Below are 18,281 nucleotides of genomic sequence, written 5' to 3'. Positions count from 1 at the left end.
TATCGCAATGAACCGATCCCGCATTTTGGCCTGCTGCACCTTGTTGATGGCCAGTAGTGCCTGGGCGCAGACACAAGCTCCACTGACTGGAACCATGGTTTCCGACACCCGCACGTACCCGGTCAACACCAGCCCGGCAGCAGCCAGCAATCAGGGTATGGATACACCGGTGGCTGCGGCGGCAACGCCGGCTGAACGCCAGCCTTATGAAAAGTACCGCTTGAGCGATGAGGAAGTACATCCTTGGCCTGAGGTGGAAGGCCTGCCTGTGCATGTGCAGAACGAGCGTCGCCATATCCCACCACGCATCGAGGTAGGCCCGGACACCCGCAGCCTACTTAGCATGCAGGCCGACCCGGACCGGGAAGGCAAGGTCTTGCCCGTGCACGGAGCCGCAGCCAATCTGGTGTGGGAGCGTTACTTGAACAGCTTCAAGCATCCCATTCCTGAGTACATGAAAGAACGCATCAAAACAAACAGTAGTGATTAAGCCTATAGGGCTGGAGCAGGCCAGGAGAGCGAGATGAAATGGGGAATAACTCGAACCCAAAACGAGCAGGCACACAAGCAGCAAGGTTCCATTATTGTGCCTGCGGCCGCAGCTTTGCTGGTGGGGCTGGTGCTGCTGGGGGCGGCGCACCTGGGGCATAACTTCCATGTGAAGCGGGGGCTGCAAAACGCGGCTGACCTGGCTGCCTTGGCGGGGGCGCAGGCCCTGGGTTCTGGGGATGCACTGGGCTGCCAGCAAGGTGAGAACATGGCCAGGTTCAGCCTGCGTAGCCAACCCGATTCGCCTGCGGCGGGTTTGACGGGCGATGGCGCCAAAGTCCTTTGTGGTCAATGGAACAGCAACCAAAGTGACCCGACCCAGCGCTTCGTGCCGGCCTTGCCCGCTGACTCGGTGCGCGTCCACTTGAGTTATCAACCCCCTTCCTTGTTTCCCTTTTTCACCTCCTCGGTGATCGAAGCGGTTGCCACTGCCAAGAACAGCGAGCCGGTTGCGACCTTTTCCGTGGGCAGCCGATTGCTGTCCTTAAAACGCAATGGTCTGGTCTATAACCTGCTGCGCGGCGTAGGTTTGCGTCCGGATCAATTGACGGTGCTGGACTCAGCTGGTCTGGTCAATGCCAAGATTACGCCTTCCGGTTTGTTGAAAGCCCTGGGATTGCCTGCCACTGTCATTGCCGGTGTCGGAACGCCGCAGGAGTTGGCGCAACTGGAACAACTGACCTTGGCTGATTTGCTAAGTGCCAGTCTGGATTTGCTGGATCAGCAAAAAACACTGGGTCTGGATGTTGGCGCCTTACAGGACTATATTCGCTTGCTGCTGGGTGTCGGCCCCCTGGATTTGCCGATCAAGCTGCTGGGGGATGGCGGTATCTTGGCCCTGATCAATGGTGTGGATCCTCTGTCGGCCTTGAATGTGAATCTGGATGTGCTGCAATTGGTCAACACCGGTTTGGTGGTGGCCAATGGTCAGAATCTGATCGATCTGAACCTGACGGCGCTGCCAGCCGGTTTGACCGATATGTTCAATAATGCCCTGGATTTGCGAGTACGGATCGTAGAGCCGCCTAGTATTGCCATGGGTGGGGTAGGCACTAAAGCGAATTCGGCAGGTGTACGTGTTTATCTGAATCTGGATACCTCCAAGATTCCGCTGGCAGGCCCGATTTTGAAAATCCTCGGGACGGAAGTCAGCCTGCCGGTCATCATCGAATTGTCCCAGGCCTCTGGCGAACTGGTGAATATCTGCCGCGCTCCGATTGCCGAGAATCAGGCCACCATTGCGGTCAGTTCCTCCTTGGTGAACGTGTGTCTGGGCAAATTTCCGCATTCGGATTTCTTCTCGACCAGCAACAGTTGCAAGGATGAGTCCTTTGGGGATATTCAGCGTCACCGCATCATTAACGTGCTGGGTATTTTGCCCTTGACGGCCAAAGTGACCTTACCCCTGATTGATACCAAAGATCCGGTTCACGTGACGCTGACGGCACCTCCGGGCGAGCCTTCGGAAGCGACTGTCAATGCCACTCAACTGGACCTGTCCCGTAGTGTGCGTCTGCTCTCTGATGCCGTTCTTTCCGGCATTCTTGGTGATTTGTTGAACACCCCATGGAGCGGTGCGTCCGGCAAGCGCACGATGGCAGAGAGTCTGGTGGGGGATGGATACGGACGCTCGGTGTCTGAGGTGGTCAACGAGATGAACTGGTCCAAGGAACGTATGGATCAACTGGCCCGCACCATGAGCCAGAATGGCTTGATTGGTGTGCTGGGCGGAACCCTGGGCTTTGTCGATAATTTGCTGACAACCCTGCTGGGTGCGCCCTTGAGTGATCTGGCCTGCGTGATCGGTGGTATTGGTGGTCAGCAAGCGATGCGCGAGTGCCGGACAGGTGCGGTCGAGGTATTGGTCTTTAAAGACTCCAACCTGGTCGGTGCCGTATTAAGTCTGGTCGTCGCTTTGTTGGACCCTGTGTTGCAAGGTTTGAGTGCGCTGCTGGAGGGGTTGCTAAAGCTGCTGGGCCTGAGTCTGGTCGAGGCTGATGTGAAACTTCATGATGTGCAGTGTGGTACTGCCTATCTGGTGCAATAGGGCGGGAGGCGAACACAGCAATGAGTGTCAGCTTTATGGGTAATGAACCTGTTTTATACGTCTGGGAGGGCAGCTCCGATCTGGTGACGCGCGCTGAGCGTGCCATGGAGCCCAGTTCGGTAGCGGTCATGCGCGTAGAGCCTTCCTTGGTGCTGGACGCCGAGCGTCATCCCACGCGTCATGCGGTTGCTCTGGTGTCCGTCAGTGTGATGGCCCAGGGGCGTTTTGAGCAGCACCAATGGCTGGTTGAGCATGCCATTCCGGTGATCTGGGTCGCTTCGGAGAACCGGGGCTATGACCCCCGTTTTTACCCGTCGGCGTACTCCTATACTTTGCCGCTTTCTTTCAGTCAGGCCGAGTTGCGTACCCTGGTTGCCAAGTTGGCCGGCTTGACCGCACAGGTCGAGCGTGAAGGGCAGGGTGGCCCTCAGCCATTAGTTGCCGTCTCGCCTGTGATGCGAGCCTTGATTGCTGAGGCGGATATGTACGCCGATAGCGGGGCCAGTGTGCTGATTCATGGCGAAACAGGCGTGGGTAAAGAGCGTATTGCCCAACTGTTGCACGAGCGCTCCTCACGTGCCCAAGGCCCTTTCGTTCCGGTGAACTGCGGGGCAGTGCCCGAGGGTTTGTTCGAGGCTCATTTCTTCGGCCATGCGAAAGGGGCCTTTACGGGCGCAATTGGCGCTCATAAAGGCTATTTCGAGCAGGCAGATCAAGGCACCCTGTTCCTGGACGAAATTGGGGATTTGCCCTTGCATCAACAGGTCAAACTACTGCGCGTTCTGGAGCAGCGCTGCGTGACGCGCTTGGGGTCGACGCAACAGATCCCGGTCGATTTTCGTATGGTCGCAGCCACCAATAAAAACCTCTTGGGTTTGGTGCAGCAGGGTCAGTTTCGCGCTGATCTGTATTACCGTCTGGCCGTGGTGGAACTGCTGATTCCGAATCTGGAGCAGCGCGGCTCTCAGGAAAAGATCGCTATTTTCTGCGCCTTGCTGGAACAGGCGCTGGAATGTGACGTTGAAGATATTCCGCAATGGGTGCTGGATGCCGTAGGCAACATGCGCTTTAACGGTAATGTGCGGGAACTGGCTAATCTGGTTGAACGTGTTGCTGTCATGAGTAAACAGTTCGGTGCCTGGGAGTCGGTACAACTGCGGCAAGTGCTGGAACGCTTTAACGCCCCGGTGATGGCTCCGGCCATGGCTTTGCCTGAAGGGGCGCCTATTTTGGAGCGGCCCGAGCCGGTCATCAGCCTGAGTGCGCAGGAGCAGGAGGAGCGCGCTCGCATTATCAATGTTCTGGATACGCAGAACTGGCGACGCCAGGATACGGCTGCTGTATTAGGAATTTCTCGCAAAGTCTTGTGGGAAAAGATGCGCAAATTCAACATAAAGGCACAAGATGCGACAACGCGCGTTTAGAATACGGGCTGATTCTGTGTATCAAGCTAAACACAAAAAAATGGATTATCAAGGGATGGGTATGGTGAACCTTAGTCAGAAGACGGCGGCGTTGCTGTCCTTGGGAGGACTTTTTTTATTGTCAGGGTGCAGCTCGATGTCTTTGGTGCAGGAGCCAGAGCGGCCTGTAGTGGCGCAAACTCAAGAGCAAGATGTCCAGGAAGTGGCGCCTGTCGCTTCGCCGGAAGTGGCCCCTACACCGGCACCGGCTCCGGCCTATCAGAACACCACTGTGGCCCAGTTGCAGCAGTTGATTCAGGCGCGTGCCGTCCAAGAGCTGCGTACCGCCTATAACGGTCGTTTTGGTGCCAGCTTGCTGTTCTCTGCCGAGAGCATGACGTATTACGTGGCCCTGTTTCAGCAGCGTGAATTCTGGCGTGTGTTCAAGACCACCGACGAATCCCTGGCCGAGCGTATGTACACCCAGTACCGTCAGGACACGGTAGACTATGCCGCCGCTGATCTGGAGCGCATCAAGCTGCAGGCCGAAGTGGCTGATGCTGAAAAGAAATTGAATGAAAGCGCGGACCAGTTGACTGTTTTGCAAAACGATCTGGCTTTGCAGCGTCAGCAAGAAGCTTTGGCCATCGCCCAGCGTGAAGAGTCCCGCCGCGAAGCTCAGGCTCTGGCAGAGCAGGAACGTGAAGCCCGTGAGCAGCTGCGTGAATTGCAGCGTCAGATCAATGAGTTGGAGAAGCAGCGCGCTGGGATGTTGCAGCGTCAGAAAGGGCGTTGATGGCTTGAAAAGCGTGATGAAAAACCCGCAGCAGTTTTGTGACTGTGCGGGTTTTTTTATGTCTGAAGGGAAAGCGCCCTTGGCTGGCCTTATGCCCTTGTCTTTCGCGCCTCGGGTGTTGATTTCCTGTCTGTCGTCGAACAGAAGGTGGTTGTTTAGCGTGACAAGTAACGCATCGCCTCTTCCAGCCCTGCGCTGGTAACGGGGTACATATGGTCGGACATCAGGTTCTGAATGATGGCGATGGATTGTCGATACGGCCAATAAGCCTGCGGTTCCGGGTTGAGCCAGGCGATACGTGGCCAGTGATCGTTCAGCCTTTGCAGCCAGGCTGCGCCGGTTTCCTTGTTGTAGTGCTCAACAGAACCACCTGGAGCCATGATCTCGTAAGGACTCATGGTGGCATCGCCTACGATAATGATGCGCCAGTCCTCGTTGTACTTGCGCAGCAAATCCCAGGTATCCAGCCTCTCGCTTTGACGGCGAGCATTGTTCCGCCAGACTGATTCATACACGCAGTTATGGAAGTAATACGCTTCCAGGTGCTTGAATTCAGAGCGTGCAGCCGAGAACAGGGATTCTACCTGGGCGATGTGGTCATCCATGCTGCCGCCAATATCCAGCAGCATCAGCACATTGACCCGGTTTTGTCGCTCGGCCTGCATGTGTAGATCCAGCATGCCGGCATTGCGAGCTGTCTCGCGTATGGTGCTGTCCAGATCCAGCTCGGTGGGGGCGCCCTGGCGGGCAAAGCGGCGCAGGCGTCGCAACGCCATTTTGAAGTTGCGTGTGCCCAGCTCTTGCTGGTCGTCGTAATCCACGAACTCGCGCTTTTCCCAGACCTTGATGGCGGTACGGTTTCCTGCAGAGGGGCCGCCGATACGGATCCCTTCGGGGTGATAGCCACCATGTCCAAACGGTGAGGAGCCACCCGTGCCAATCCATTTGCTGCCGCCCGCATGTCGCTCTTGCTGTTCGTTCAGACGTTCCTTGAACATCTCCAGCAGTTTTTCCAGGCCATGCTTTTCCAATGCAGCTTTCTGTTCAGGCGTCAGGTTGCGGGTCAGTGTTTTGCGCAGCCAGTCCTCGGGCAAGGTCTTGTCCTTGGCCAGCGCCTCCAACTGTGGCTGATAGAACTCACCAAAGGCCAAATCAAAGCGGTCGTAAAGGGTTTCGTCCTTGATCAGCACCAGTCTGGACAGATGGTAAAAATCGTCCAGCGTGGGGGGCATGATCCCTTTGCACAATGCGTCCAGCAGCGTCAGGTGTTCCTGAATGGAAACCGGCAGGCCGCGCTCGCGCAGGTGGTAGAAGAAATCAAGCAACATGGCCGTGCTGCCTTAGTTTGTCCAGCAAGTGGGCGCGGACATCTGGCCACTCGCCTGCCATCAGGCTGTAGAACAGGGTGTCGCGTATCGTGCCGTCGCGGCGCACAGCATGGTGGCGAACTAGTCCGTCGAAACGAGCTCCCAGGCGGGTGATGGCTTGCTGGGATTTGAAGTTCAGGTGGTCGGTACGCCAGCCTACGACGCCGGCTCCCAAGGTCTCGAAAGCATGTTGCAGCAAGAGCAGCTTGGTCGCGGTATTGACGTGGCTGCGCTGGGCGCTGCGAGCATACCAGGTGTAGCCGATTTCCAGGCGGCCCACTGGCGCAATAATGTCGTGATAACGCGTGGTGCCGACAGCTTGGTCTGTGCTCAGGTCCCATACCAGAAAGGGCAGCATATGGCCCTGTTCCAGACCGTCCAGAGCTTTGTTGACATAGTCCTGGGTCTGGCCGGGGGCGGGGACGCTGGTCACACGCACATTCCAAAGTTCGCCATCGGCCGCAGCCGCTTCCAGCAATTTCACATGCGCCAGTTGCAAAGGCTCCAGACGCACGCCCCAACCTTGCAGCGTCAAGGGAGCGATGGGTTGGGAAAAAGCGCTTGTTTGCATATCAGCTCCGGCGCTGGCTGCGTTGGCTCATGGCGGCCAGACGCTGCATCAAGGACAAGTCTTGTTCGTTTTTCAGTAAGGCACCGGCCATGGGGGGCAGGCCTTCATCCAGCTCATGCAGGGCATCGGCCGGAATGTCGTTAGCCAGTAGCAGACGCAGCCAGTCCAGAAATTCCGAGGTGGAGGGTTTTTTCTTCAGGCCAGGGACATCGCGCAGGGCAAAGAAGGTATCCAGGGCGCTGGACAGGATGTCGCTGCGCAGGTTGGGATAGTGCACGGCCACAATCTGTTCCATGGTCTCGCGCTCCGGGAAGCGGATGTAATGAAAGAAACAGCGGCGCAGGAAGGCGTCAGGCAGATCTTTTTCGTTATTGGACGTGATGATGATCAATGGGCGGTGGCGCGCCTTGACGGTCTGGCGAGTCTCATAGACATGAAACTCCATGCGGTCCAGTTCCTGCAGCAAGTCATTGGGGAACTCGATATCGGCCTTGTCGATTTCGTCGATCAGAACGACAGTAGGCTCCTCGGACTCAAAGGCTTGCCACAAGGTGCCTTGCACAATGTAGTTGCCGATATCGTGGACTTTCTCATCGCCCAATTGGGAGTCGCGCAGACGCGAGACCGCGTCATATTCATACAGACCCTGATGCGCCTTGGTGGTGGACTTGATATGCCATTGCAGCAGGGGACGTCCCAGGGCACGGGCCACTTCCAGGGCGAGCAGTGTCTTGCCGGTACCCGGCTCGCCTTTGATCAGCAAAGGACGTTGTAGCGTCAAAGCGGCGTTGACGGCCAGCTTCAAATCATCGGTGGCAACGTACTGGTCGGTGCCTTCAAAACGGGTCGTAGTAGTCATAAATCGGCTCAAACTTGTACTTAAAATGTTGATCTGTCAAGAATAGAAACTCGGGTATAAATACTAGTATCAGTCATCCTTGGCAATTATCATACAATCGTCTCAGTACTCGTCGGTCAGCATCACAGAGCCAGGTGTCGCGTTGATTCACCTTTTGCTGCAATAGACGCAGAGCCTGACCCGGACCGTTTTCAACTCCACGACAAAGCGAATAGCGATGATGAAGTTGCAAATGAAGCGGTGTGTCTCTTTCTTTCTTCTGGCCTCCAGCTCCTGTCTGCCCTGGGCAGCCCAGGCGCAGGATTCCGAGCCGATCAAGGCCAATCCCGAGGCGGCGCGCGACAAGATCTCCATGTGTATAGGCTGTCATGGCTTGCCCGGTTACAAGGCCAGCTTTCCCGAGGTCTATCACGTTCCCATGATTGCCGGGCAGGGTGCTGCGTACATAGAAGCGGCGCTCAAGGAGTATGCCAGCGGCGCTCGAACCTTCCCCACCATGCAAGCCATTGCGCTGAGCTTGTCCGAACAGGACATGGCGGACATTGCCGCGTATTACGCGGGCAACAAACCTTAAGGACGGGGAGGTACGTATGAGAAAAACAGTCTTACTGGTGGCAATGGGGCTGATGGCCGCAGGGGGCGGTCAGGCAATGGCTGCTGACGATTTGGTCAATGCAGGCGGACAAGCCTGGAAGAACCTGAATTGTGCCTCCTGTCATGGCGAGGATGCGAAAACGCCCTTGAATCCGGAGTATCCCATTCTGGCTGGCCAGCATGCGGATTATTTACGTCAGGCCTTGATGGCGTACAAGCGTGGGCAGGCCGGAGCGCCGGCAACGTCCAATATTCGCAAGAACGCGATCATGGGAGCGATGGCCAACACCATGAGCCAAGCGGATATTGACAGTATTTCCGTGTGGCTGTCGCGTCAGCCCGGCCCCTTGAGCCATAGGAAGTAAAGCTGCTTGCGGCGTCTAGTCGCGTGTGCTGTGGCGCAAGATCAATTCGATATAGCGCTCATTGTTTAGCGGTGTGCCCAGACGTTGTGCTTCCCAGATCACCTCGCCCAGTGCCTCCATGATGATGTGCGCTGCGGCATGCTGATCGTGCTTGGTCAATAAGCGCTGATATGCTGCCTTGATGCCCGGAGGCTGGTCAATCGACAGTTGCTCATTGATGGCCAGATGCATGGACAGGTGCAAGAAAGGGTTGCTGCGTCCTTGCTCCACGGAATAGTCCTGACTGACGGCATCGGCGTTACGTAAATCGTCGTGGTACTCGGGGTGCTGCTGTACCAGATCTACTGCCATGGTCTCTAGAGCGGTCAGCAGATGACCACTTTGGTGTTTGTCCCAAGCTTCAATGAAAAATTGGCGAACCTGCTCGCGAGAGGGGTTGAACATGGTGGAGTCGAGAAAAAAATGGTCAGAAAATGCGAATCTTTGGCGCGCATTTTACGGGAAACGGTGAGAATGACTGGCTGGTACAAGCCACCATCGGGGCCGTGTAAAATAGATAAGTTGTCAAGAATGCAAGCATTTTTGACAAGCTTTGAGTTTACAGGTGCCTGAATACGCGCGAATTAAGTTAAACTCTTATATAAGACTTCGGAAACGCAAAAGCGTTCCGTGTTTAGCTATCCCTAATATTGGAGCACAACTGGAGCATCCATGTCCTATCAGCATATCAAGATCCCCGCGTCGGGGCAGAAAATTACAGTTAACGCGGATTTTTCCCTGAATGTTCCCGATCAACCCATTATTCCCTACATCGAGGGTGATGGTACGGGCGTGGATATTTCGCCAGTCATGATCAAAGTGGTCGATGCTGCGGTTGCCAAAGCGTATGGCGGCAAGCGCAAGATCGAATGGATGGAAGTGTTCGCCGGTGAAAAATCCACCAAGGTGTACGGTTCCGACGTGTGGCTGCCAGAAGAAACACTGGATGCCGTTAAAGACTACGTCGTGTCCATCAAAGGTCCTCTGACCACTCCCGTTGGCGGTGGCATCCGTTCCCTGAACGTGGCCCTGCGTCAGCAACTGGACCTGTACGTCTGCCTGCGCCCAGTGCGCTACTTCAAGGGTGTTCCTTCGCCTGTGCGTGAGCCAGAAAAGACCGAAATGGTCATTTTCCGCGAGAACTCCGAAGACATTTACGCCGGTATCGAATTTGCTGCTGAGTCCGAAAGCGCCAAGAAGCTGATCGACTTCCTGCAAACCACCCTGGGCGTGAACAAGATCCGCTTCCCCAATACTTCCGGTATTGGTGTCAAGCCTGTTTCCCGCGAAGGTACCGAGCGCCTGGTGCGCAAGGCCATCCAGTACGCCATCGACAACGATCGCTCTTCCGTGACCATCGTTCACAAGGGCAACATCATGAAGTTCACCGAAGGTGGCTTCCGTGATTGGGCCTACGAACTGGCTCAAAAAGAATTCGGTGCTGAATTGATCGACGGCGGCCCATGGTGCAAATTCAAGAATCCCAAGACCGGTCGCGAGATCATCGTCAAGGATTCGATTGCTGACGCCTTCTTGCAACAGATCCTGCTGCGTCCTGCCGAGTACGACGTTATCGCCACACTGAACCTGAATGGCGACTACATCTCCGACGCTCTGGCTGCTCAAGTGGGTGGTATTGGTATCGCTCCCGGCGCCAACCTGTCCGACTCCGTGGCCATGTTCGAAGCTACCCACGGTACTGCTCCCAAGTACGCTGGCAAAGACTACGTGAACCCAGGTTCGCTGATTCTGTCCGCTGAAATGATGCTGCGTCACATGGGCTGGACCGAAGCTGCTGATCTGATCATCTCCAGCATGGAAAAATCCATCACCTCGCGTAAAGTGACTTATGACTTTGCCCGTCTGATGGAAGGCGCTACTCAAGTGTCCTGCTCCGGTTTTGGCGATGTCATGATCGAAAACATGTAATGAAAACAGGCTGTTAAAGCCAGTTTTCTACATGAAAAACCGTCGACCTTCGGGTCGGCGGTTTTTTTTCGCCTCATGCTTTGGCGGGCCGTTCCGCTCCTGTCTTTTTCTTCTATCATTACGCTCATATTATTTTTGATCGTTAGTTTTATGCAATTAAAAATAAAAAGAAGGCGTGATTTTTACTAGGTGAAAACCCGGATAAATCCAATAAAACAAGAGTTTTCGACTGTTTCCATAATTATTGATATTGCGATTAATTGACGATAGCTATAAATTTGCTACATCAAATAATTCTAAGGAGCAGTTATGACTATCACAGGAGCTACGTTGGTCGCCGAGCACGAGCGGATCACCGTTACTCAGGCCCCATCCCGTCAGGAGGCAGAGGAGATTCTGGAACGTATCCATGAGATCGGTCCGCTGTTACGTGAGCTGGCTCCACAGGCTGACCGTAATCGCGTGTTGTCGGATGAGGCGGTTCAGGCTTTGGAGTCCACCGGGGCCTGGCGCATTTCGACCTTGAAGCGCTACGGCGGGTACGAGGGTGGCGCGGACATGCTCTTGCAGTGCGCCAGCGCCGTGGGCTATTACGATCCGGCAGCCGCCTGGTGTGTGGTGATCTCGAATGGTTCGGTCATGCTGGCCAACCGTTTTAGCGATGCGATGCTCGATGAGGTGTTTGCAGATGGCCCTATCCGTGCTGCGTCCATTTTTGCTCAACCGCAAGGCACGGCAACGCCGGATGGCGATGGCTGGCGCATTACGGGCAAGTGGCCTTTTGCATCGAACAGCAACCATTCGGACTGGGCGCTGGGGATTCTGTTCATCAAGGAAAGCGAGCTGGTCGAGCCTACCGTGGGCTTTGTGTTGATGCGTCGTGATGAGTTTGACATTCAGGACACCTGGTACACCATCGGTATGCGCGGTTCTGGCTCCAACACCATGGTGGCTGAAAACCTGTGGGTGCCCAAAGAGCGCTTGATCACGTTTCAGCAATTGATGGGTGATGTGCAGGAGCAAGATCCTTCGGCCACGTTTGGCCGTCGTTTGACGCCGCACCTGACCATGTCCACCTGCATTCAAGCGCCATCTTTGGGAGCGGCTCAAGCTGCCGTGGATTTCACCAGTGGCGTCAGTGGCAAGCGTGGCATTACCTATACCCATTACAAGAAACAGTCGGACTCGGGGGCGTTTGTGCAGAACTTGGGCTCGGCCAGTATCCAGATTGATGGCGCCCGTTTATTGTTGGAACGTGCTGCGGCGCAGATTGATGCGGCTGCCTCTGGCATAGTGCCCATGCCCTTGGAACTGCGTGCGCGTCATCGCGCCGGGATCGGCCATGCCGGACACGAACTGGTGGATGCGGTGAACAATCTTTGCTGGTTGCATGGCACCGCTTCGTTTGCGGAAAACAGCCCGCTGGGCCGGATGTGGCGCGATATTAATACCGGTACTCGCCATGCCTCGATTACCGCGCCCATGGGATACGAGCTGCACGGCAACGGCATGACCGGTACGCCTTATATTTCCAACAAGCTCTAAGCCATGACGGCGACATTGCTGATCAATGCGCCCTCGCGCCGTTGTCGTGCCGATGGCGTAGAGGTGCAGGCCTGGTATGGCCTGCGTTACGCCCAAGGCACGCATCGTTTTGAAGCGGCGCAGGCGGCGGTGGGGCGGGTGGCAGCGACATCTCTGGATCAGGTGCCTTTATTTCCGCAGCGCCCCAGCCGCCTTGCTGCAGTCATGGGCGCAGGCAGTGCCAACCCCCAATCTGAAGATGCTTATTTTCTGAATGTGTGGGCGCCAGCTCAAGCGCAAGGTCTGCCTGTCGTCTTTTTTATCCACGGTGGTGCTTGGATGAGTGGCGGCGCCTCTTTGGACTGGTATGACGGCACCCGTTTGGCAGCGCAGGGCGTGGTGGTCGTTAATGTGAATTATCGTCTGGGCGCCTTGGGGCACTTGGGTGATGCACAGGCGGATGATTTGCCTTTACCGGCAGCCGATTTGTTCTTGGCGCTGCAATGGGTGAAAGATCGCATCCACGCCTTTGGTGGCGACCCGGACATGATCACCTTGATGGGGCAGTCGGCGGGTGGTTGGTATGCGCATTTGCTCAGTGTGCTGGAGTCCACGCGAGGCTGGATTGATCGCGTGGCTTTGCTTAGCATGGGGACGCGCACACCGTGGACGCCCGAGCAACAAAAAAAAACCACGGAGCGTGTGCGACAAAGCCTGGGCGATCAGTGGTTGATGGCGGACGTGGATACCTTGATGCAGCATGGCATGCTGGCCTTGGGTAAAGAGCCACCACGCTTGGCTCATGCTCCTTCGGCATTCCTGCCTGTGGCCAGTGCGGGGATGCCGCCGGATTTATTGAATCCTGACTGGGCGGCACAAACCTGCCATGCGCAGGCGGTGTATTTGCGCTGCACCGCTCAAGAGTCCTCCGTGTTCTTTTTTGACGTGCCTTTTCATCGGCAGGCGACGCAAGAGCAGGTCGATCAGGCTTTGGGTGTATGGCCTGCGGAGGATTTACCCGCCAACCTGCTGCGAAACGGCGTGTATCAGGGAGCAAGGTCGGGCTTGACACCGTATCAGCAAGTTGTGGCGGCGTCTTCCTGGTTGCAGTTTCAGCGCTTTCCTACCCAGTATGCGGCTAGCCTGAAAGCAGCGGGGCGAGCTGTGGTGTGGAGTGACTTTACAGAGCACAGCCCACTTGACGCGGTGTTCAGTGGGCATTGTTTTGATCTGCCGTTTCAGTTTGGCAACTTCCTGGCTTGGCAGGATGCCCCCATGATGCAGGGGGTAACGCAGGAGCGATTTGAGTGTGTTTCCCAGGACTTGAGGGGGGACATTGCCCGTTTTGTAGGGGCATGACTCCAGAAGCTGATCTACTCCGCGCGGTGGGCCTTCCAGTTTGGAATGGCCTGTTGCACGTGTTGCGAACTCAAGGGGCTAAGCAGGCGGTGCAGGTCACCAAATAATTTACGGGCCGTATTGCCGACCCAGTTGTCAGGCAATAGCTCGGGTGCCAGGCCGGGATCCAGAAAGGGCAGTCTGCGCCAGCGGGTCACCATGGGCATATAGAGGCGGAAGGCTTCCAGCGGGTCGCCCGTGCCCTGGCGCAAAGCGGTTTGCCAGACCTCAACCTCGTGCTGATATGAGTTTAAAAAGGACTGGTACTCGTTGGCCAATTTGTCCCAATTCCACCAGCGGGAAATTTTTTCCTGAATATCGCTCAGGCCACTGGGTTCGCAGCTGAACAACTCAATATAGGGCCAGAGCTGGTGCTCGCGTATGTACTCGACAGCCTCTGCCTGCAAGCGCGCCGGGCCTATATATAGGCCTGCATTCACTGTGCCAAAGCCCATGCGGGCCAGGCCGGTACGAATCTTGTGACGGTTCTGACGTTCGCTTTCCGGAACGGAGAAGGACACCAGTAGCCAGGGGTCCCGAATATTCATGGAGGGCGAGGAGAAAATCCGCTCGTCACCGGCTTGCATATGCGGTTCCAGCTCGGCGGCCAAGGCATAGCCTTTGCCTGAGGCGGCTTGTTGGCTGACCAGTACGCCTTTTTTCTTGAGTCGGGAAATAGCGGATCGCACACTGGATGGCTCAGCGCCCAGGTCAGCTAGCAGTTGGACCACGCTGGCCACCGGAATGATGACGCCCGTGGGACGGGCGAACAGACCGTAGAGCGTCAGAATGTAGTGGTGCGGGGCAAGTTGCTCGTGCTCGCCATGGTCTCGGCTGGCGATGAACTCATCAATCGCGACGCTTGCTTTCATTCTGTTTTCCGGTGGAGGGGCTGATCGCTACCCATTTTTGATAGTAGGTTTGTAGCGGGCCATTTTACCGTGCGTGCCCCGGCGGCGCTAGCGTGGCCGCATTCGAGGCTTGTTACGTCTTGTACGACAGGGCTGCGACATGGCCTTTCAGGGCAGGTTTTCCTCCAGCACGCTGTCCAGCACCACGATGTCCTGAATATGCGCAGCGATGGCATCGAGCATGGCCTGATGAGCGTCACTCTCCCGGTAAGCGTCCAAAGCTTCCTGCGTGCGGAATACGGACAGCAGGGCATGGCTGTAGCGCGCAGAGCTGCGCGACAAATTCGGCACCCACTCAAAGCGCTCTATGCCTGGGCACTCCTGGCGTATGCGGATAAAGGCGTGATCCAGCTTGGGGACCAGCTCCGGGCTGAGCGGGGTGTGGGGCGCCATCAAAACGATATGTAGATACATGCTGTCCTTCTTGTCAGGGATAGGCCCTGTTGCCGTAGTTCAGGGCTTTATTAATTGGTGTTTTATTGCAAATAAATAATTACATATCATTATTCGCAATAAATTACAGGCAAATTGTATAGGCCTATAGTGTTTAAAACGACGATTTTTCATAGGGTTAATACCTAAAATAAACAAAAAAAGACATTGATTGTCTATTTTGTTATTGCAAATAAATGACGATCGAAACAGAATTTAGGCCAAGCGAGCAGGCTACAGGAGCGCTCGCCTCATTTTGGGTTTTGGGTCTTTAACGCCTGAGCAGAGTCATCGTCATGAAAGAAAACATAAGTGGGTTGGGAGCCAGGGCGGTACGCGAAGCCTTTGGGCACTTTCCGTCGGGGGTTGCCGCTATTGCGGCTGTGCTCGATGGCAAGCCGCACGTCATTGTGGCGTCCAGTTTTTCCGTAGGGGTATCGCTGGATCCGCCTTTGGCCGCCTTTTTTGTACAGAAAAGTTCCTCGACCTGGGCGCTGCTGTCGAGCGCCTCGCGTCTGGGGGTGTCAATTTTGAGTGCTGAACATGCGGCTATTTGTCGCCAGTTGGCTGGGCCGGACAAGGACAGCCGTTTCAGCGATATCGAGGTCGAGCTGACCGAGGAGGGAGCCGTCCATATCCAAGGGGCATCGGTCTGGTTTGACTGCAGTGTTTTTCAAGTGCATCCAGCCGGGGACCACGATGCCGTGCAATTGCTTATCCACGATGTGCTGATCGAACGCGAAATCTCGCCACTGATCTTTCATCGTTCTCGTTTCACGCAGTTGGTGGCTTAGGCCGCCGGACCAAAAACAAACAACAAGAAGCATAACTATCACAGTGAAGGGGACATCTCTTGGACGCACCTACATCATCTTTGCGCGAGCAGCCCATGACTGCTGCGCAGCGTCGACGCGTTATTTTGGGGGTTGGGGCGGGTAACGCCCTGGAGTGGTACGACTGGACGGCGTATTCGATTTTTGCCGCCTATTTTGCCAAGCAGTTTTTTCATAGCGAGGACCCGCTGGCGGCCTTGCTGGGCACGCTGGCAGTATTTGCCGTGGGTTTTTTCATGCGCCCTTTGGGAGGCATCTTTTTTGGCTGGCTGGCCGACCGCAAGGGGCGGCGCTTCACCATGACCTTGTCCATGCTGGTGACAGCCTTGGGCAGTTTGGTGATTGGTGTTGCACCGACTTATGACATGGTGGGGCCGATTGCTGCCTTGTTCTTGTTGATGGGCCGCTTGTTGCAAGGCATTGGTCATGGTGGGGAGGTGGTGTCCTCTTTCACTTACGTCACTGAAATGGCACCTGTCCATAAACGCGGGCTGTGGTCTTCCTCCGTCTTTGTGTTTGTCACGATCGGGGTTCTGGCGGCTGTCTTGCTCAGTGCCTGCCTGACCAGCCTGCTGGGTGAAGAGGTTGTGCGGGCCTGGGCATGGCGTGTGCCCTTTGTGCTGGGTGGTGCTTTGGGGGTATATGCGCTGTATCTGCGCAGAAAACTGGACGAAACCCCCATGTTCAAAGCCCGTCAGGCTGCCCAGGCTTCGGGGAAAACGGCACGTCCTGGTGCGCGGGTGTTCTGGTCAGAGGTCTGGAAATACCGCAGCGCCTGCTTGCGCGTTTTTGCCTTGTCGGCAGGCGGCACGGTGCTGTATTACGTCTGGGCCATTATGGCACCCACCTTTGCCATTACCTCTTTGGGCATGCCTGCTGCCAAGGTGATGTGGGTAGGCGTTGGGGCCAATCTGTTCCTGATCCTGTGTTTGATTTTCTGGGGGGCATTCTCGGATCGTTTTGGTCGCAAAGTGAACTGGTACTTTTTCTCCATTGGCTCAATCGTTAGCATCATCCCGCTGACCCTGGTGCTAACGGGTGGTCAGGGCGAAATTTGGCGTCTGATGGTGTTCATGGCAGGCGGCATGCTTTTGATCTCTGCCCCCACTGCGATCATGCCCGCCTTTTTCCCCGAGCAGTTTCCGACTCGTATCCGGGCGGTCGCCATGGGTTTGCCGTATTCGGTCGCTGGTGCCCTGACGGGCGGGACCGCTCCCTATTTGCAAGCCTGGCTGCATTCCATCAATCAAAAGCAGGTGTTTGACTGGTACCTGATTGGTCTGTGCATTCTGGCCTTGTGGGCCACCATTGCCTCGCCCGAGACCAAGGGCAAGGATTTACACGACTGACCTGTACAGGCGTTGCCCGGCTGAAGGAGCCGCGCAGCGCCTTTTTTGAGTTCTCAAGGAGTAATGAAATGTTGCGTGAGCATATTGAAGGCAAGTGGATTGCTGATTTTGTAGAGGTGTTTGGTCTGTGCAAGGTGCAGCCCGGCGAGATGGCCGTTGTGCTGTCCGAGACGCAATCGCGCTCCGTGCTGGCCGAGCTGGCCGAGTTGGCCCTGACGCAAATGGGCGCACGGGTTTGCCATGTGAAACTGGTCTCGCCACGTCTGAAAAGCAATATTGCCTTGCGCTCGACTGGGACTTCTTTGGCTCTGGAAGGTATGGACCCGATTGTTCAGGCTTTGGCAGGCAGCCAGTTCATCGTGGACTGCACGGTAGAAGGGTTGCTGCATTCGCCCGAGCGTGCGGCTCTGCTGGCCAAAGGTGCCCGCATCATGATGATCAGCGACGAGCATCCCGAGATTCTGGAGCGGGTCAAACCCAGTCCTTACTTGCAAAGTAAGTGCGATATTGGCGGCAAGCTGATTACCGACGCCAGCGTTATGCACATCAGCTCCGAGGCCGGTACGGACCTGACGGTCAGCCTGGCGGGTGTGATCGGGCGCGGCAGTGCCGGGATAGCCGACAAGCCGGGCAGCTTTGGGTATTGGCCTGCCGGCTTATGTATTTGCTACCCCAGCAATGGCAGTGTGAATGGCACGCTGGTGCTCGATAGCGGGGATGTGAACCTGACCTTCAAGCGTTATCTGGAATCGGCGGTGACCCTGCGTATCGAAAACGATTATGTCGTGGCTATTGAGGGCAAGGGCGTGGATGCCGATTTGATCCGTTCCTACTACGCAAGCTGGAATGACAAGGATGCCTATGCGGTCAGCCATGTGGGCTGGGGCATGGCACCGGCAGCTCGTTGGGATTCCTTGGCCATGTACGACAAGCGCGATACCAACGGAACGGAGTTGCGTGCCTTTGCGGGTAACTTTCTCTTTTCTACTGGCGCCAATCCTGCGGCAGGTCGTTTTTCCGATTGCCACTTCGACTATCCGATGCGTAATTGCACGGTGAGCCTGGATGGCCGTGAAGTGGTCAGCAAGGGGGTGTTGCAAGGCGATCTGGCCTAAAGCGCTAGCCAAGGCGGTACCGGCAGGGGAATGGGCCTACCGAGCCTGGGCTGCTTGGTTGCTCGTTGATATTCCGTGCTACAAAACCAAGCTTAAAGATTGATGGTTATATTGTTCGATAGCCATCAAGCTGTTCAGGCTTATCGCTGTCGCTATTTTGCTTTGTGCGAAGGCAACGCGGCCAAGTCTTGCTGGGTTTT

General features: G+C 55.9%; 18 protein-coding genes. 12 read left to right on the top strand and 6 right to left on the bottom strand.

Annotated features, from left to right (window positions below; genetic code table 11):
* The first annotated feature begins 7 nt into the window (after window positions 1-7).
* From AC6I6N_RS07345 to AC6I6N_RS07330, 4 genes are all read left to right on the top strand, one after another.
* Window positions 8-490, top strand: coding sequence for a DUF3613 domain-containing protein (locus AC6I6N_RS07345; RefSeq protein ID WP_230017656.1), 483 nt, complete (start codon window positions 8-10; stop codon window positions 488-490).
* A 33-nt stretch (window positions 491-523) separates the two neighbouring features.
* A complete protein-coding gene (locus AC6I6N_RS07340; RefSeq protein ID WP_321278173.1) occupies window positions 524-2,596 on the top strand; it encodes a pilus assembly protein TadG-related protein in 2,073 nt (690 codons plus the stop codon).
* Window positions 2,597-2,616: 20 nt separating this feature from the next.
* Complete coding sequence (locus AC6I6N_RS07335) at window positions 2,617-4,020, top strand: sigma 54-interacting transcriptional regulator (RefSeq protein ID WP_094197392.1); 1,404 nt, start codon at window positions 2,617-2,619, stop codon at window positions 4,018-4,020.
* Window positions 4,021-4,156: 136 nt separating this feature from the next.
* Window positions 4,157-4,795 carry a DUF2968 domain-containing protein gene (locus AC6I6N_RS07330; protein WP_094197391.1) on the top strand — a complete coding sequence of 213 codons (639 nt, stop codon included), beginning with the start codon at window positions 4,157-4,159 and terminating at the stop codon, window positions 4,793-4,795.
* 155 nt (window positions 4,796-4,950) lie between these two features.
* Here AC6I6N_RS07330 and AC6I6N_RS07325 read toward each other — a convergent pair whose 3' ends face one another.
* The 3 genes from AC6I6N_RS07325 to AC6I6N_RS07315 are packed head-to-tail and all read right to left on the bottom strand — an operon-like array spanning window position 4,951 to window position 7,592.
* Window positions 4,951-6,123, bottom strand: a complete 1,173-nt coding sequence (locus AC6I6N_RS07325) for a vWA domain-containing protein (RefSeq protein WP_497943350.1) — start codon at window positions 6,121-6,123, stop codon at window positions 4,951-4,953.
* Complete coding sequence (locus AC6I6N_RS07320) at window positions 6,113-6,733, bottom strand: GNAT family N-acetyltransferase (protein ID WP_497943349.1); 621 nt, start codon at window positions 6,731-6,733, stop codon at window positions 6,113-6,115. The genes AC6I6N_RS07325 and AC6I6N_RS07320 overlap by 11 nt, the downstream gene beginning before the upstream one ends.
* A 1-nt stretch (window position 6,734) precedes the next feature.
* On the bottom strand, window positions 6,735-7,592 hold the full coding sequence (locus AC6I6N_RS07315) for an AAA family ATPase (RefSeq protein ID WP_094197388.1): 858 nt from the start codon (window positions 7,590-7,592) through the stop codon (window positions 6,735-6,737).
* A 217-nt stretch (window positions 7,593-7,809) separates the two neighbouring features.
* Here AC6I6N_RS07315 and AC6I6N_RS07310 point away from each other — a divergent pair, with 217 nt between their 5' ends.
* Both AC6I6N_RS07310 and AC6I6N_RS07305 read left to right on the top strand, forming a co-directional pair.
* Window positions 7,810-8,166 (top strand): c-type cytochrome, encoded by a 357-nt coding sequence (locus tag AC6I6N_RS07310; protein ID WP_108727795.1) that lies wholly within the window; start codon window positions 7,810-7,812, stop codon window positions 8,164-8,166.
* A gap of 16 nt (window positions 8,167-8,182) precedes the next feature.
* Complete coding sequence (locus AC6I6N_RS07305; protein ID WP_249459858.1) at window positions 8,183-8,551, top strand: c-type cytochrome; 369 nt, start codon at window positions 8,183-8,185, stop codon at window positions 8,549-8,551.
* Window positions 8,552-8,566: 15 nt separating this feature from the next.
* On the opposite strand, the gene AC6I6N_RS07300 is transcribed toward AC6I6N_RS07305, so the two are convergent.
* Window positions 8,567-8,995 (bottom strand): DUF1841 family protein, encoded by a 429-nt coding sequence (locus tag AC6I6N_RS07300; protein WP_094197385.1) that lies wholly within the window; start codon window positions 8,993-8,995, stop codon window positions 8,567-8,569.
* A gap of 267 nt (window positions 8,996-9,262) precedes the next feature.
* Here AC6I6N_RS07300 and icd point away from each other — a divergent pair, with 267 nt between their 5' ends.
* The 3 genes from icd (at window position 9,263) to AC6I6N_RS07285 (ending at window position 13,402) form a co-directional block, all read left to right on the top strand.
* Window positions 9,263-10,519: an NADP-dependent isocitrate dehydrogenase gene (gene icd, locus AC6I6N_RS07295; RefSeq protein ID WP_042488358.1), complete on the top strand. Its 1,257-nt coding sequence runs from the start codon at window positions 9,263-9,265 to the stop codon at window positions 10,517-10,519.
* A gap of 309 nt (window positions 10,520-10,828) precedes the next feature.
* Window positions 10,829-12,064, top strand: coding sequence for an acyl-CoA dehydrogenase family protein (locus tag AC6I6N_RS07290; RefSeq protein ID WP_497943348.1), 1,236 nt, complete (start codon window positions 10,829-10,831; stop codon window positions 12,062-12,064).
* A 3-nt stretch (window positions 12,065-12,067) separates the two neighbouring features.
* Window positions 12,068-13,402 (top strand): carboxylesterase family protein, encoded by a 1,335-nt coding sequence (locus tag AC6I6N_RS07285; protein WP_497943347.1) that lies wholly within the window; start codon window positions 12,068-12,070, stop codon window positions 13,400-13,402.
* 14 nt (window positions 13,403-13,416) lie between these two features.
* Here the strand turns inward: AC6I6N_RS07285 and AC6I6N_RS07280 are convergent, their stop codons facing one another.
* Window positions 13,417-14,313 (bottom strand): PaaX family transcriptional regulator, encoded by an 897-nt coding sequence (locus AC6I6N_RS07280; protein WP_497943346.1) that lies wholly within the window; start codon window positions 14,311-14,313, stop codon window positions 13,417-13,419.
* Between the two features lie 147 nt (window positions 14,314-14,460).
* The gene (locus tag AC6I6N_RS07275; RefSeq protein WP_108727791.1) at window positions 14,461-14,766 is read right to left on the bottom strand and encodes a Dabb family protein; all 306 of its coding nucleotides are present in this window, start codon (window positions 14,764-14,766) and stop codon (window positions 14,461-14,463) included.
* A gap of 314 nt (window positions 14,767-15,080) precedes the next feature.
* Here AC6I6N_RS07275 and AC6I6N_RS07270 point away from each other — a divergent pair, with 314 nt between their 5' ends.
* The 3 genes from AC6I6N_RS07270 to AC6I6N_RS07260 all read left to right on the top strand — a co-directional run bounded on the left by AC6I6N_RS07270 (window position 15,081) and on the right by AC6I6N_RS07260 (window position 18,081).
* Window positions 15,081-15,578, top strand: coding sequence for a flavin reductase family protein (locus AC6I6N_RS07270; RefSeq protein WP_497943345.1), 498 nt, complete (start codon window positions 15,081-15,083; stop codon window positions 15,576-15,578).
* Window positions 15,579-15,637: 59 nt separating this feature from the next.
* Entirely contained in the window at window positions 15,638-16,966 is a 1,329-nt protein-coding gene (locus tag AC6I6N_RS07265) for an MFS transporter (RefSeq protein ID WP_497943344.1), read from the top strand.
* 68 nt (window positions 16,967-17,034) lie between these two features.
* On the top strand, window positions 17,035-18,081 hold the full coding sequence (locus AC6I6N_RS07260) for a 2,5-dihydroxypyridine 5,6-dioxygenase NicX family protein (RefSeq protein WP_321269077.1): 1,047 nt from the start codon (window positions 17,035-17,037) through the stop codon (window positions 18,079-18,081).
* Window positions 18,082-18,281: the final 200 nt, after the last annotated feature.

It is taken from the genome of Alcaligenes sp. LTN-3 (genome assembly GCF_059735605.1).
This window is presented reverse-complemented; position numbering and strand designations above follow the sequence as displayed.

Bases quoted from the DNA above. Each gene is read 5' to 3' on its own strand.
- AC6I6N_RS07345 (WP_230017656.1), top strand. From the start codon at position 8: ATGAACCGATCCCGCATTTTGGCCTGCTGCACCTTGTTGATGGCCAGT.
- AC6I6N_RS07340 (WP_321278173.1), top strand. From the start codon at position 524: ATGAAATGGGGAATAACTCGAACCCAAAACGAGCAGGCACACAAGCAG.
- AC6I6N_RS07335 (WP_094197392.1), top strand. From the start codon at position 2,617: ATGAGTGTCAGCTTTATGGGTAATGAACCTGTTTTATACGTCTGGGAG.
- AC6I6N_RS07330 (WP_094197391.1), top strand. From the start codon at position 4,157: ATGTCTTTGGTGCAGGAGCCAGAGCGGCCTGTAGTGGCGCAAACTCAA.
- AC6I6N_RS07325 (WP_497943350.1), bottom strand. From the start codon at position 6,123: ATGTTGCTTGATTTCTTCTACCACCTGCGCGAGCGCGGCCTGCCGGTT.
- AC6I6N_RS07320 (WP_497943349.1), bottom strand. From the start codon at position 6,733: ATGCAAACAAGCGCTTTTTCCCAACCCATCGCTCCCTTGACGCTGCAA.
- AC6I6N_RS07315 (WP_094197388.1), bottom strand. From the start codon at position 7,592: ATGACTACTACGACCCGTTTTGAAGGCACCGACCAGTACGTTGCCACC.
- AC6I6N_RS07310 (WP_108727795.1), top strand. From the start codon at position 7,810: ATGATGAAGTTGCAAATGAAGCGGTGTGTCTCTTTCTTTCTTCTGGCC.
- AC6I6N_RS07305 (WP_249459858.1), top strand. From the start codon at position 8,183: ATGAGAAAAACAGTCTTACTGGTGGCAATGGGGCTGATGGCCGCAGGG.
- AC6I6N_RS07300 (WP_094197385.1), bottom strand. From the start codon at position 8,995: ATGTTCAACCCCTCTCGCGAGCAGGTTCGCCAATTTTTCATTGAAGCT.
- icd (WP_042488358.1), top strand. From the start codon at position 9,263: ATGTCCTATCAGCATATCAAGATCCCCGCGTCGGGGCAGAAAATTACA.
- AC6I6N_RS07290 (WP_497943348.1), top strand. From the start codon at position 10,829: ATGACTATCACAGGAGCTACGTTGGTCGCCGAGCACGAGCGGATCACC.
- AC6I6N_RS07285 (WP_497943347.1), top strand. From the start codon at position 12,068: ATGACGGCGACATTGCTGATCAATGCGCCCTCGCGCCGTTGTCGTGCC.
- AC6I6N_RS07280 (WP_497943346.1), bottom strand. From the start codon at position 14,313: ATGAAAGCAAGCGTCGCGATTGATGAGTTCATCGCCAGCCGAGACCAT.
- AC6I6N_RS07275 (WP_108727791.1), bottom strand. From the start codon at position 14,766: ATGTATCTACATATCGTTTTGATGGCGCCCCACACCCCGCTCAGCCCG.
- AC6I6N_RS07270 (WP_497943345.1), top strand. From the start codon at position 15,081: ATGAAAGAAAACATAAGTGGGTTGGGAGCCAGGGCGGTACGCGAAGCC.
- AC6I6N_RS07260 (WP_321269077.1), top strand. From the start codon at position 17,035: ATGTTGCGTGAGCATATTGAAGGCAAGTGGATTGCTGATTTTGTAGAG.